Annotated in this window: 7 protein-coding genes and 1 pseudogene; 4 read left to right on the forward strand and 4 right to left on the reverse strand. The window is 71.4% G+C overall.

Annotated elements, in window-relative coordinates; translation table 11 throughout:
• Positions 1-249 precede the first annotated feature (249 nt).
• From ACFYZA_RS19765 to glgB, 4 genes are all read left to right on the forward strand, one after another.
• Positions 250-2,349, forward strand: a complete 2,100-nt coding sequence (locus tag ACFYZA_RS19765; RefSeq protein ID WP_382600553.1) for an alpha-1,4-glucan--maltose-1-phosphate maltosyltransferase — start codon at positions 250-252, stop codon at positions 2,347-2,349.
• A complete protein-coding gene (gene treS / locus ACFYZA_RS19770; RefSeq protein ID WP_382600551.1) occupies positions 2,346-4,061 on the forward strand; it encodes a maltose alpha-D-glucosyltransferase in 1,716 nt (571 codons plus the stop codon). Before ACFYZA_RS19765 ends, treS begins: the two co-directional genes overlap by 4 nt.
• Positions 4,062-4,204: 143 nt before the next feature.
• Positions 4,205-5,572, forward strand: coding sequence for a maltokinase (locus ACFYZA_RS19775; RefSeq protein WP_382600549.1), 1,368 nt, complete (start codon positions 4,205-4,207; stop codon positions 5,570-5,572).
• A gap of 39 nt (positions 5,573-5,611) precedes the next feature.
• Positions 5,612-7,954, forward strand: a complete 2,343-nt coding sequence (gene glgB, locus ACFYZA_RS19780) for a 1,4-alpha-glucan branching enzyme (protein WP_382600547.1) — start codon at positions 5,612-5,614, stop codon at positions 7,952-7,954.
• Between the two features lie 88 nt (positions 7,955-8,042).
• Here the strand turns inward: glgB and ACFYZA_RS19785 are convergent, their stop codons facing one another.
• The 4 genes and pseudogenes from ACFYZA_RS19785 to ACFYZA_RS19800 form a co-directional block, all read right to left on the reverse strand.
• Positions 8,043-11,051, reverse strand: coding sequence for a glycoside hydrolase family 38 C-terminal domain-containing protein (locus ACFYZA_RS19785; RefSeq protein WP_388491909.1), 3,009 nt, complete (start codon positions 11,049-11,051; stop codon positions 8,043-8,045).
• Between the two features lie 28 nt (positions 11,052-11,079).
• Positions 11,080-11,430 (reverse strand): annotated as a pseudogene (locus ACFYZA_RS19790) (endo-beta-N-acetylglucosaminidase); the annotation flags it as partial.
• Between the two features lie 38 nt (positions 11,431-11,468).
• On the reverse strand, positions 11,469-12,710 hold the full coding sequence (locus ACFYZA_RS19795) for a glycosyl hydrolase (protein WP_382598138.1): 1,242 nt from the start codon (positions 12,708-12,710) through the stop codon (positions 11,469-11,471).
• Positions 12,711-12,769: 59 nt separating this feature from the next.
• Complete coding sequence (locus ACFYZA_RS19800) at positions 12,770-13,636, reverse strand: carbohydrate ABC transporter permease (RefSeq protein WP_382598141.1); 867 nt, start codon at positions 13,634-13,636, stop codon at positions 12,770-12,772.
• Positions 13,637-13,658: the final 22 nt, after the last annotated feature.

Raw genomic sequence — 13,658 nt, forward strand, 5'->3', positions numbered from 1 at the left:
GCGGCCGGTCCTGCGGATTCCGCTTTCGCGTCCCCCGTCGCTCTGATGGCCCGTCACGTAGGCGCCGGATAGCCGGAGTTCGGACCACTGTCGAGGGAACCCGGGGCGCTCACCTGTCTGAAACCGTTACGCGCAGGTAGTTAACAAGCTGCCGGAATGCCCACCCGTACACCGTGGAAGGCTCATCCGGTAACGCATTCCCGCAGTCTCTCCCGCACGCCATTCGAGTGAACGCGGACAGGAGCGGCCATGCCCGCAGCCGGTCAGCCGTCAACGGAGCAGCTAAAAAGGACAGATTCCCGCAAACGCGGCAAACCCTACCAATCACCCGCAGGTGAGCCCGTGAACCCGAACCCGTCAATCGGCCGCATCCCCGTGCTCGACGTACGCCCCGCCGTCGAGTGCGGCACCAGGCCCGCCAAGGCGGTGACCGGGGAGAGCTTCCAGGTCACCGCCACCGTCTTCCGCGAGGGCCACGACGCCGTCGCCGCCAACGTCGTGCTGAGAGATCCCGGTGGGCGCCCGGGACCCTTCACACCCATGCGCGAACTCGCCCCCGGCACCGACCGCTGGGGCGCCGAGATCGCCGCCGGGGCCGAGGGGCGCTGGACGTACACCGTCGAGGCCTGGAGCGATCCGGTCGCGACCTGGCGCCACCAGGCCGGCATCAAGATCCCGGCCCGTCAGGACACCGAGCTCGTCCTGGCCGAGGGCGCCGCCCTCTACGAGCGGGCCGCCGCCGGGGTGCCCAAGACCAAGGGCCGGCGCGAGGCGGTGCTCGCCGCCGCGGACGCGCTGCGCGACACGCGCCGCACCCCCGCGGCCCGGCTCGCGGCCGCCCTCGCCCCCGAGGTCGACGCGGCCCTCGCCACGCACCCGCTGCGCGACCTGGTCACCGCCTCGGCCCCGATGCCGCTGCTCGTCGAGCGCGAGCGCGCCCTGTTCGGCTCCTGGTACGAGCTGTTCCCGCGCTCCGAGGGGGCCGTGGTCAAGGCGCGCGGCAAGCCGGTCTCCGGCACCTTCCGCACCGCGGCCGAACGGCTCCCGGCGGTCGCCGCCATGGGCTTCGACGTGGTCTATCTGCCGCCGGTCCACCCCATTGGCAGCACCCACCGCAAGGGCGCCAACAACGCCCTGACGGCCAAGAAGTGGGACGTGGGCGTGCCGTGGGCGATCGGCTCGCCGGACGGCGGCCACGACGCCGTGCACCCCGACCTCGGCACCCTGGACGACTTCGACGCCTTCGTGGGCGCGGCCCGCGACCTGCGTCTGGAGGTGGCCCTCGACTTCGCCCTGCAGTGCTCCCCCGACCACCCCTGGGTGCAGAAGCACCCCGAGTGGTTCCACCACCGGGCGGACGGGACGATCGCGTACGCCGAGAACCCGCCGAAGAAGTACCAGGACATCTACCCGATCGCCTTCGACGAGGACATGCCGGGCCTGATCGAGGAGACCGTCCGGCTGCTGCGGTTCTGGATGGAGCACGGCGTACGGATCTTCCGCGTCGACAATCCGCACACCAAGCCGGTGGTCTTCTGGGACAAGGTCATCGCCGAGGTCAACGGCACCGACCCGGACGTGATCTTCCTGGCCGAGGCGTTCACCCGGCCCGCGATGATGCACACCCTGGGCAAGATCGGGTTCCAGCAGTCGTACACGTACTTCACCTGGCGCAACACCAAGCACGAGCTCACCGAATACGTCACCGAACTGGCGGGCGAGAGTGCGCCCTACATGCGGCCCAATTTCTTCGTGAACACGCCGGACATCCTGCACGCCTACCTCCAGGAGGGCGGCCGGCCGGCCTTCGAGGTGCGGGCCGTGCTCGCCGCGACCCTCTCCCCCACCTGGGGCGTCTACGCCGGCTACGAGCTGTGCGAGAACGCCCCGGCCAAGCCGGGCAGTGAGGAGTACCTGGACTCGGAGAAGTACCAACTCCGGCCCCGGGACTGGGAGTCGGCCGAGCGCTCGGGCCGCTCCATCGCCCCGCTGATCACCACCCTCAACCGCATCAGGCGGCGCCAGCCGGCGCTGCGGCAGCTGCGCTCGGTCCACTTCCACGAGACCGACAACGACGCGCTGATCGCCTACAGCAAGCGCTCGGGATCGAACACCGTTGTGGTGGTCGCCAACCTCGACCCCCACCACACCCAGGAGGCCACGGTCTCGTTGGACATGCCGGCGCTCGGCCTCGCGTGGGACGAGACCGTCCCGGTGCGCGACGAGCTCACCGGAGAGACCTACCACTGGGGCAGGGCCAACTACGTGCGCCTAGAGCCGGGCCGAGCGCCCGCGCACATCCTGGTCCTGCGACCGTCCCCGCCGATCGGAGGGTCACCCACACCATGATCGTCAACGAGCCCGTCCACGACACCTTCGAGGACACCCCCGCCAAGGACCGCGACCCCGAGTGGTTCAAGCGTGCGGTGTTCTACGAGGTGCTCGTGCGGTCCTTCCAGGACAGCAACGGCGACGGCGTCGGGGATCTCAAAGGCATCACCGCCAAGCTGGACTATCTGCAATGGCTGGGTGTCGACTGTCTCTGGCTGCCGCCGTTCTTCAAATCCCCGCTGCGCGACGGCGGTTACGACGTCTCGGACTACACCGCGGTACTGCCCGAGTTCGGCGATCTCGCCGACTTCGTGGAGTTCGTGGACGCCGCCCACCAGCGCGGCATGCGCGTGATCATCGACTTCGTGATGAACCACACCAGCGACCAGCACGAGTGGTTCCAGGAGTCGCGCCGGGACCCGGAGGGTCCCTACGGCGACTACTACGTCTGGGCCGACGACGACAAGCAGTTCCCCGGCGCCCGGATCATCTTCGTCGACACCGAGACGTCCAACTGGACCTTCGACCCGGTCCGTAAGCAGTACTACTGGCACCGCTTCTTCTCCCACCAGCCGGACCTCAACTACGAGAACCCGGCCGTGCAGGAGGAGATCATCTCCGCGCTGCGCTTCTGGCTCGACCTCGGCATCGACGGCTTCCGCCTGGACGCCGTGCCGTACCTGTACCAGGAGGAGGGAACCAACTGCGAAAACCTTCCGGCAACGCACGAGTTCCTCAAGCGGGTGCGGGCCGAGATCGACGCGAGCTATCCGGACACGGTGCTGCTCGCCGAGGCCAACCAGTGGCCCGAGGACGTCGTCGACTACTTCGGCGACTACGCCAAGGGCGGCGACGAGTGCCACATGGCGTTCCACTTCCCGGTGATGCCGCGCATCTTCATGGCGGTGCGCCGCGAGTCGCGCTACCCGGTCTCGGAAATCCTCGCCAAGACCCCGGCGATCCCGGGGAACGCCCAGTGGGGCATCTTCCTGCGCAACCACGACGAGCTCACCCTCGAAATGGTCACGGACGAAGAGCGCGACTACATGTACGCCGAGTACGCCAAGGACCCCCGGATGCGGGCCAACATCGGCATCCGGCGCCGGCTCGCCCCGCTGCTCGACAACGACCGCAACCAGATCGAGCTGTTCACCGCGCTGCTGCTCTCGCTGCCCGGCTCGCCGATCCTGTACTACGGCGACGAGATCGGCATGGGCGACAACATCTGGCTCGGTGACCGCGACGCGGTGCGCACCCCGATGCAGTGGACCCCGGACCGCAACGCGGGCTTCTCCTCGTGCGACCCGGGCCGGCTCTATCTGCCCACGATCATGGACCCGGTCTACGGCTACCAGGTGACGAACGTCGAGGCGGCCATGGCCTCGCCCTCCTCGCTCCTGCACTGGACCCGGCGCATGATCGAGATCCGCAAGCAGAACCCGGCCTTCGGGCTCGGCTCGTACACCGAGCTGATGTCGTCCAACCCGGCCGTCCTCGCCTTCCTGCGCGAGCGCGGCGACGACCTGGTGCTGTGCGTGCACAACTTCTCGCGCTTCCCGCAGCCCACCGAGCTGGACCTGAGGGCGTTCAACGGGATGCATCCGGTGGAGCTGATCGGCGGAGTGCGCTTCCCCGCCATCGGCGAATGGCCGTATCTGCTCACCCTGGCCGGACACGGCTTCTACTGGTTCCGGCTGCGGAAGGACCCCGCTTCGCCCGCCATCGGCTGACCGTCGACCGGGGCGGGGCGGTTTCCGCCGCTCCGCCCGGGGCACTCTGAAAGCCGAACCCCGCGCGCCGCCGGACAGCTTCTGTTGCAATCCGGGACACTCTGCGCAAATCGATTGTGTGCCCGGGGAAAGGATGCGCCGCCATGCCGAAGGCCGCACCGCCCCGTACCACCGGCCTCCCGACCACCCCGCTGCTGACCTCGCTCGCCCCGCTCCTGCACGAATGGCTGCCCCGGCAGCGCTGGTTCGCGGGCAAGGGGCGGCCCGTCACCGACTTCGTCCTGCTCACCGCCACCGAGCTGCTGCCCGGCTTCCTGCACCTGCTCGTCCGTGCCGAGCACGCGCCCCTGGCGCTGCCCGCCGACGCGGCGCCGGTGCCGGCCGACTGCTACCAGCTCCTGATCGGGGTGCGCGACCAGCTCCCGCCACGGCTGGCCCCCGCCCTCATCGGCCGCGCGAGCCAGGGGCCGCTGGCCGGGCGGACGGTCTACGACGCCCTGCAGGACCCGCAGTCCGCGGCCCTGCTCCTGGAGCGGCTGCGCACCCCGGGCACGGTCGGCCCGCTCAGCTTCGAGCACGATCCGAAGGTGACGGTCCCGCCGGGGCTCGCGCCGCGCCTGCTCGGCGTTGAGCAGTCCAACTCCTCGCTGGTGTACGGAGATACGTTCATTCTCAAGGTGTTCCGGCGGGTGCAGCCGGGCGTCAATCCCGATCTGGAGCTGCCGTGGGCGCTGGCCCGCCAGGGCTGCGACCGGGTGCCCGCGCCCGCCGCCTGGTTCCGCACCTCCGAGCCGGAGGAGGCCACCCTCGGCGTGCTCCAGCCGTTCCTGCGCGGCGCCGACGACGGCTGGACACTGGCGCTCGCCTCGCTCGCCCAGGGCCGGCCCTTCACCCGGCAGGCCTTCGAGCTCGGGCGGGCCACCGCCGAGGTGCACCTGGCCCTGGCCGACGCCTTCCCGCCCATCACCCTCGGCCGCCCGCAGACGGCCGCGATCGCCGCCGCGATGACCGAGCGCCTGGACGCGACCGCCCAGGCGGTGCCCGCGCTCGCGCCCCACGTGCCCGGTCTGCGGGCCGCGTTCGAGGCGGTCGCGGCCCTCGACTCGGCGGGCACGGCCCAGCGGGTGCACGGCGATCTGCACCTGGGCCAGGCACTGCGGCCCGTCGAAGGACCCTGGTCGGTGATCGACTTCGAGGGCGAGCCGGCCCGCCCGCTCGCCGAGCGCCGCCGGCCCCAGCCCCCCGTCCGCGATGTCGCGGGCATGCTGCGCTCCTTCGACTACGCGTCCTGCACCGCACGGCCCCCCAACCCGCAGTGGGCCAAGGAGTGCCGGGCCGCGTACTGCGACGGATACGCCGCCCGGTCGGGCTCCGACCCGCGCGACACCCCCGAGCTGCTGCGCGCGTACGAGACCGACAAGGCGGTGTACGAGGTGCTCTACGAGGCCCGGCACCGACCCGACTGGCTGCCGGTGCCGATGGCGGCGGTCCGCCGTCTGGCCGGAGCCTGAACTCGCCCTGGATTGAACCCATTTGAGGAGGCCGACCCCGTGACCCCCCGCCCCGCCCGCAACTCCTCCGAGCCCGCCCCCGCCGCCGAACCCGCGGCGGCGGCGAAGCCCGCCAAGGCACCGGCCAAGCCGGCCAAGGCGCCGGCGAAGGCCCCGGTGAAGGCCGCCAAGAAGCCGCCCGCACCACGCCGGGCCGCGAGTCGCGGCGTACGGCCCGCGCCCGCCCTCGACGCGGCGGAGCGGGGTCGCCTGCTCGCGGGCGGGCACCACGATCCGCACTCCCTGCTCGGCGCGCACCCGGTGCGCGGCGGGGTGGCGTTCCGGGCCCTGCGCCCCTACGCCGAGGCCGTGACCGTGCTCGGCAAGGGGCTGCGCGCCGAGCTCCACAACGACGGCGACGGGCTGTTCTCCGGGGTGCTGCCGCTTAGCGAGATCCCCGAGTACACCCTGCTCGTCACCTACGAGGACTCCGAGATCGAGGTGCAGGACCCGTACCGTTTCCTGCCCTCGCTCGGCGACCTCGACCTGCATCTGATCGGCGAGGGCCGCCACGAGGAGCTGTGGACGGCGCTGGGCGCCCGGCCCATGGCCCACCAGGGCGTGACCGGCACCCGCTTCACCGTCTGGGCGCCCAACGCCCAAGGGGTGCGCGTCACCGGGGACTTCAGCTACTGGAACGGCACCGCCCACCCGATGCGCTCGCTCGGCTCGACCGGGGTGTGGGAGCTGTTCCTGCCGGGGGTGGGCGACGGGGCCCTGTACAAGTTCGAGATCATGCGCCCCGACGGCAGCCACACCCTGCGGGCCGACCCGATGGCGCAGCGCACGGAGGTGCCGCCCGCCAACGCCTCGATCGTCACCGAGTCGCACCACGTCTGGCGCGACGAGGAGTGGATGGCCCGGCGGGCCGCGCGGCCGGTGCACGAGGCCCCGTTCTCGGTGTACGAGGTGCATCTGGCGTCCTGGCGCCCCCGTCTGACGTACCGCCAGCTGGCCGACCAGCTCCCGGCCTACGTCAAAGACCTCGGTTTCACGCATGTGGAATTCCTACCGGTGGCGGAGCATCCCTACGGCGGATCGTGGGGCTACCAGGTCACCGGCTTCTACGCGCCGACGTCCCGGATGGGCACGCCCGACGACTTCCGCTTCCTGGTGGACGCGCTGCACGAGGCGGGCATCGGGGTGCTCGTGGACTGGGTGCCGGCGCACTTCCCGAAGGACGACTGGGCACTGGCCGAGTTCGACGGGCGCACGCTGTACGAGCACGAGGACCCGCTGCGCGCCGAGCACCCCGACTGGGGCACCCTGGAATTCGACTACGGCCGCAAGGAGGTGCGCAACTTCCTCGTGGCGAACGCCACTTACTGGTGCGAGGAGTTCCACGTCGACGGGCTGCGCGTGGACGCGGTGGCCTCCATGCTCTATCTGGACTACTCGCGCGAGCACGGCGAGTGGACTCCGAACGAGCACGGCGGGCGGGAGAACCTGGACGCGGTGGCCTTCCTCCAGGAGATGAACGCGACGGTCTACCGGCGCTGCCCCGGCGTCGTGACCGTCGCCGAGGAGTCCACGGCGTGGGACGGGGTCACCCGGCGCACCGACCACGGCGGCCTGGGCTTCGGCCTGAAGTGGAACATGGGCTGGATGCACGACTCGCTGGGCTACGTCCAGCACGAGCCGGTGCACCGCAAGTACCACCACAGCGAGATGACGTTCTCGATGGTGTACGCGTACAGCGAGAACTACGTGCTGCCGATCTCGCACGACGAGGTCGTCCACGGCAAGCGGGCCCTGGTGTCCAAGATGCCCGGCGACTGGTGGCAGCAGCGCGCCACCCACCGCGCCTATCTGGGCTTCATGTGGGCCCACCCCGGCAAGCAACTCCTCTTCATGGGGCAGGAGTTCGCGCAGGGCGCGGAGTGGTCGGAGGGCCACGGCCCGGACTGGTGGCTGCTCGACCCCTCCTACAGCGCCGAGCCGGACCACCGGGGCGTACGCGATCTGGTCCGCGATCTGAACCGGGTGTACGCGGCGCAGCCCGCCCTGTGGGAGCGCGACACCGACCCGTCGGGCTTCACCTGGGTGGCCGGGGACGCGGCGGAGGACAACGTGTTCGCCTTCCTGCGCCACGACGCGGCGGGCGTCCCGCTCCTGTCGGTGTCCAACTTCTCCCCGGTCGTCCGGGCGGAATACCGCCTGGGCGTGCCCGAAGGCCCCGGCGCCTGGCAGGAGGTCCTCAACACGGACGAGTCCCGCTACGGCGGAGGCGGCGTCACCAACCCCGACCCCCTGAAGCCGGACCCCACCCCGTCCCACGGCCGCCCCACCTCCCTGACGGTGACGCTGCCGCCCCTGGCGACGGTCTGGTTCCGGCCGGTGTGAGAAGACGGCCGGCCCGCTCATCAGCGGGCCGGCCCGGCGCGCGCCCCGGCCGATACGTCATCGGCCGGGGCGCGCCCGTCTGCTCCGGCTACGCCCGGGTGAACCGCAGGGTTCGCAGTTCGAAGGGGCGCAGGGTCAGGTCCACCGGGCCGGATGTCGGGGACGGGGCGGACAGGGGGCGTTCCAGGAGGTCGGTCGGGGTGACCGAGGTGGTGGGGAAGCCCGGGGTCAGGGTGGCGCGGGCGCGGCCGCCGTGGGCCTCGTGGAAGCGGACGATCACGTCGCCGCTGCCGTCGTCCGCCAGCTTCACCGCCGTCACGACGACCGCGTCGTTGTCGACCTCGGCCAGCGGGGCGACCGGGCCCGCTCCGGGGAGCGTGCGCTCGGGGAGGTTCACGACGTAGCCCTCGCGCACCGCGTCGCCGATCGTGGCGCCCGGCACCAGCGCGTGCCGGAAGCGGTGCGGGCCCTGGTCGGTCTCGGGGTCGGGGAAGCGGGGGGCCCGCAGCAGGGAGACGCGCAGTGTGGTCGTCGTGCCCGCGTCCTCGGCCCGTACCGTACGGGTCACGTCGTGGCCGTACGTCGAGTCGGTGACCAGGGCGACGCCCCAGCCGGGCTCCTCCAGGTGCACGAAGCGGTGGTTGCAGGCCTCGAACTTGGCCGCCTCCCAGCTCGTGTTGGTGTGCGTGGACCGGTAGAAGTGGCCGAACTGGGTCTCGGAGGCGTACCGCTCGGCGTGGACGTCCAGCGGGAAGGCCAGCTTCAGGAACTTCTCCGTCTCGTGCCAGTCCACCTCCGTGAGGATGTCCAGGCGGTTCGATCCGTCGGCCAGTGTCAGGGTCTGGGTCACCTTCGAGGAGCCGAACGAGCGCACCACCCGTACCGACGCGCCGTCGCCCGCCGTCACCTCGTCCGCCTCGACCAGGTCGGTCACCGTGTTGCGGTAGAACGCGTCCACGTCCCACGCGTCCCACATGTTCGGGAAGTCGGGGTGCATCTGGAGCAGGTTCGCCGGTCGGTCCGGCGCGATCGTCTCGCGGCGGGCGGTCAGGTCGTACGCCGAGACGATCAGGCCGCGCCCGTCGACCTCGACCCGCAACCGCCCGTTGGAGAGGACGAAGCCGCCGTCCGGGCGGTCCGACCGTTCGGCAGGGCCCTCGCCCGCCGGTACCGCGGCCCCGCCCGCGGCGATGCCGTGCCGTGCGTGCGGGGTCGCGTTGAAGACCAGGGTCTGGGTGCCCTGCCCGGCGAGGGCGCGCTGGGCCTTCTCGATGAGGGCGGTCAGCTCGGCGGCGACCGCCGCGTACGTCTTCTCCGCCTCGCGGTGCACCCAGGCGATCGACGATCCCGGCAGGATGTCGTGGAACTGGTGGAGCAGGACCGTCTTCCAGATGCGGTCCAACTCCTCGTAGGGGTAGGCGAATTCGGGCTCCCGCACCGCGGCCGTCGCCGACCACAGTTCCGCCTCGCGCAGCAGGTGCTCGCTCCTGCGGTTGCCCTGCTTCGTCTTCGCCTGGCTCGTCAGGGTGGCCCGGTGCAGCTCCAGGTACAGCTCGCCCACCCACACCGGCGGGTTCTGGTACTCCGCCTCCGCCTTCGCGAAGAACTCGGCCGGGGTCTCCCACACGACCTGCGCGCTGCCCTCCAGGTCCCGCAGCCGGGCCGCCTTCGCGATCATCTCGCGGGTGGTGCCGCCGCCCCCGTCGCCCCAGCCGGTCGGCGCGAGCGAGTGCCGGGCGACGCCCTTGTCCTTGAAGTTCTTGGCCGCGTGGGCGATCTCACTGCCCTTCATGGCGCAGTTGTAGGTGTCGACCGGCGGGAAGTGGGTGAAGATCCGGGTGCCGTCGATGCCCTCCCACTGGAAGGTGTGGTGCGGGAACTTGTTGGTCTGGGACCAGGAGATCTTCTGGGTGAGCAGCCACTTGGAGCCCGCCGCCTTGATGATCTGCGGCAGTCCCGCGGCGAAGCCGAACGTGTCGGGCAGCCACGCCTCGTCGTTCTCGACGCCGAACTCGTCGATGAAGAACCGCTTGCCGTGCACGAACTGACGGGCCATCGCCTCGGAGCCCGGCATGTTGGTGTCGGCCTCGACCCACATGCCGCCGGCCGGCACGAACCGGCCGTCGGAGACCGCCTTGACCACCTTCGCCCACACCTCGGGCCGGTGCTCCTTGATCCACGCCCACTGCTGGGCCTGCGACATGGAGAAGATGAACTCGGGCTCGTCCTCCAGGAGCGCCGTCATGTTGGACGTCGTGCGCGCCACCTTGCGCACCGTCTCGCGCAGCGGCCACAGCCACGCCGAGTCGATGTGGGCGTGGCCCACCGCGCTGATCCGGTGCGCGGAGGGTTCGGCGGGCGAGGAGAGCACGCCGGTCAGCTCCGAACGGGCCGCCTCCGCCGTGCTGTTGACGTCCTGGAGGTCGAGGGCGTCCAGGGCCCGGTCCACGGACCGCAGGATGTCCCAGCGCCGGCCGGAGTCGACGGGCAGCTCCGCCATCAGCTCGCCGAGCACCTCCAGGTCGATGACCAGGCGCCACACGGTCTCGTCGAACACCGCGAGGTCCATGCGGGTCAGCTTGTACAGCGGGTCGCGGTGCGAGGTCTCGATGTCGCCGAGCCGCGTGGGCACGAAGGGGTGGTAGTCGAGCAGGACCGGGTTGGAGGCGGCCTCGATGTGCAGGACGACCTCTTCGCCGCCGTCGACCGGGGCGCCGACGCGCACCCACTGGTTGCGCGGGTTGAGGCCCTTCACCGGGGTGCCGTCGGGCCGGTAGACCAGGCCCTCGCACTGGAAGCCCGGCATGTTCTCGTCGAAGCCGAGGTCGAGCAGGGCCTCCACCGACTTCCCGGCCCACTCCTCGGGCACGGTCCCGGTCACCCGGAACCAGCTGGTGCCCCAGGGCGGGCCCCACATCTCGCCGACCGCGACCGGCGTCACCGGCGCGGCCAGGCCTTCCTCCACCGGTACTGGCTCGCCCGGCGCGTTCCAGACGGCGACCTCCAGCGGCACCGACTCCGGGTACACGGCGGGGCGGACGCGCTCCTCCAGAACGCGCTTGAGGCGGGCTTCGACCAGGCCGCGGTCGTCATGCATGAGGGTGCTCCGTTCGAATGGGGTGGATCTACCAGGTGTGGGCGGCGGAAGCCGGATGGGACGCGGTGTAAAGCTCCCCCACCGCCCGCACCTCGAACCGGGCCGCCCGCTCGCCCCGCTCGGGTACCAGGCCGGGTACGTAGTACGCCTGCCGGCAGGTGCCGCCGAGGAAACGCCGGGTGCCGTCCGGCAGGATCCGGTGCAGCTCGTAGTGGCGTACGGGTCCGGGTGCGCGGCGCCAGGTGAAGCGCATGCCGTCCGGACCGGTGGCGGCCAGCTCGACCCGGACGTCCGCGTCGGCCCGGTGGGTGAGCTCGACGACCGTGCGCCCCGACAGGGGAAGGCGGGTCGCGTACAGGTCCAGGGTGACCGGCGCGTCGGGTGGGGTGGTGCACGGGGTGCCTCCTGGTGGGAGCGTTACCGGACCTGGTCGGGGGTGACGACGTCGGTGATGCCGCGCGCCAGGAGGTGGGCTCGGTCGTCGGCGCGGGTGGCGAGGACGGTGGTGGGCCGGGCGCCGTCGGCGGTGAGCCGGAAGAACGCCTCGAAGACGGCGCCGCCGGGTGCGCAGGCGGAGCGGGCGGCCGGGTCGGCGGGCACGGCGAGCGCGGTCGTGCGGGGCGCGGGGGCGTAGGTGCGGGCTCCGTCGCGGAACGCGGCGGCGGCCCGGGCCAGCACCCGGGCGGTGTCCTTGGGCGTGCCGTCGTTGGTCAACAGGCCCAGGCCGTATTCGAGTTCGGGGAAGTCGGCGAGCTCGCGCGAGACGTCGTGGGAGCACCACCAGGTGATGCCCCACAGGTCGGGGCAGTCCAGGGCGTTCTCGACGGTCGCCTCGGTGAAGGCGGCGGCGTGCGCGGGCGGCACGAGCGGGGCCGGGGCGCCGACCTCCTGGAGCCAGACCGGGCGGCGCGGGTCGTCGGCCCACGCCTTGGACAGCTCGACGAGGTAGGCGGCGTGGTGCTCGCTCGGCACCGACGCGCGGCCGTGGCGCTGCGCGGTGCCGTTGAAGACCCAGGAGTGCACGGCGGTCACCGCGCCGCGCCGGGCCGCCTGGGCCGGGGTGAACGGCATGTCGTCCTGGTACCAGCACGCGTCGTACTCGGCGTGCAGGTGCAGCTTGCCCGGCGCGCCCTCCGCGCAGGCCGCCAGCATCCGCTCCAGCCAGCGGTCGGCCTCGGCCTCGGTGGCCCGGTCGGGGTCGGGGTGGGGCCCGGCGGAGAACTGGTTGACCTCGTTGCCGAGCGTCATGCCGATGAAGTTGGGCCGGTCGGCGAGGGCCGCCGCCAGGGTGCGCAGATAGGCGGCCTGCCCGTCGACGACCTCGGGGTCGGTGAACAGGTTGCGGCGGTGCCAGGTCCTGGTCCAGGCGGGCAGGAAGTCGAAGCTCGACAGATGCCCCTGCAGCCCGTCGACGTTGACGTCGAGGCCGCGTTCGGCGGCGGCGTCCGCGAGGTCGACGAGCTGCTCGACCGCGCGGGGACGGATCAGGGTGCGGTTGGGCTGGAAGTAGGGCCAGAGCGGGAAGACCCGTACGTGGTCGAGGCCGAGGGCCGCGATCGCGTCGAGGTCGGTCCGTACCGCGTCCCGGTCGTAGTCGAGCCAGTGGTGGAACCAGCCTTGGCTGGGCGTGTAGTTGACGCCGAAGCGCGGGGCTGCCATGGGATGGACTCCAAGGTAGTTCTGCGGAAGGGGAGTTGGGGGGCCCGGCGCGTGACGGGTCAGCCCTTGACCGCGCCTTCGCCGACCCCGCGGAAGAAGAACCGCTGGAGGCAGGCGAACATAACGATCAGCGGGGCCACGGCGATGATGGTGCCCGCCGCGACGACGCGCTGGTTGTTGGAGAACGTGCCGTGCAGGAAGTTCAGGCCGACGGTGAGCGTGAAGTGGTCCGAGTCCGAGAGCACGATCAGGGGCCACAGGAAGTCGTCCCAGGCACCCATGAAGGAGAAGATCGCGACGACCGCGAGGGTGCCCTTCACGGCGGGCAGCGCGATCCGGGTGAAGCGCTGCCAGACGTTGGCGCCGTCGACGATGGCGGCCTCTTCGATCTCGTACGGGATGTTGTCGAAGGCGTTGCGCATCAACAGCACGTTCATCGCGCCGATGCAGCCCGGCAGCACCACGGCGACCAGGGTGTTGTTGAGCTCCAGGGAGCGCATGGTGGCGAACTGGGCCAGCATGGTCGCCTCCATCGGCACCAGGAGCGCCAGCACGAACACGATCCCGGCGGCGCCCCGGCCCTTGAAGCGGAGCCGGGAGAGCGCGTAGCCGGCCATCGCGGCGCCGATGACGTTGGTCGCGACGTTGCTGACGGCCACCTTCAGGGAGTTCAGGATGAAGTCCCAGACGGGGATGATGTCCGCGACGCCCCGGTAGTTGGCGAACGTGGGGTGCTCCGGCAGCAGCCGGGGCGGCGAGGTGTAGATGTCCTCGGTGGTGCCCTTGAGCGAGGTGGACAGCTGCCACAGGAACGGCCCGATCATGATGAGCAGCACGACGACGAGGGCCGCGTACCGCAGGGCCTTGCGCCAGCGGGGGGCACGGGTGCGACGGGGTCCGGCCGGGTGGTGGGTGACGGCGGCCATCAGTGGGTGTCCTTCCGGTCGG

It is taken from the genome of Streptomyces sp. NPDC001828, assembly GCF_042892175.1.
Classification (GTDB): Bacteria; Actinomycetota; Actinomycetes; order Streptomycetales; family Streptomycetaceae; genus Streptomyces.

Coding starts and splice junctions, on each gene's coding strand:
- ACFYZA_RS19765 (WP_382600553.1), top strand. CDS start 250: ATGCCCGCAGCCGGTCAGCCGTCAACGGAGCAGCTAAAAAGGACAGAT.
- treS (WP_382600551.1), top strand. CDS start 2,346: ATGATCGTCAACGAGCCCGTCCACGACACCTTCGAGGACACCCCCGCC.
- ACFYZA_RS19775 (WP_382600549.1), top strand. CDS start 4,205: ATGCCGAAGGCCGCACCGCCCCGTACCACCGGCCTCCCGACCACCCCG.
- ACFYZA_RS19785 (WP_388491909.1), bottom strand. CDS start 11,051: ATGCATGACGACCGCGGCCTGGTCGAAGCCCGCCTCAAGCGCGTTCTG.
- ACFYZA_RS19795 (WP_382598138.1), bottom strand. CDS start 12,710: ATGGCAGCCCCGCGCTTCGGCGTCAACTACACGCCCAGCCAAGGCTGG.
- ACFYZA_RS19800 (WP_382598141.1), bottom strand. CDS start 13,636: ATGGCCGCCGTCACCCACCACCCGGCCGGACCCCGTCGCACCCGTGCC.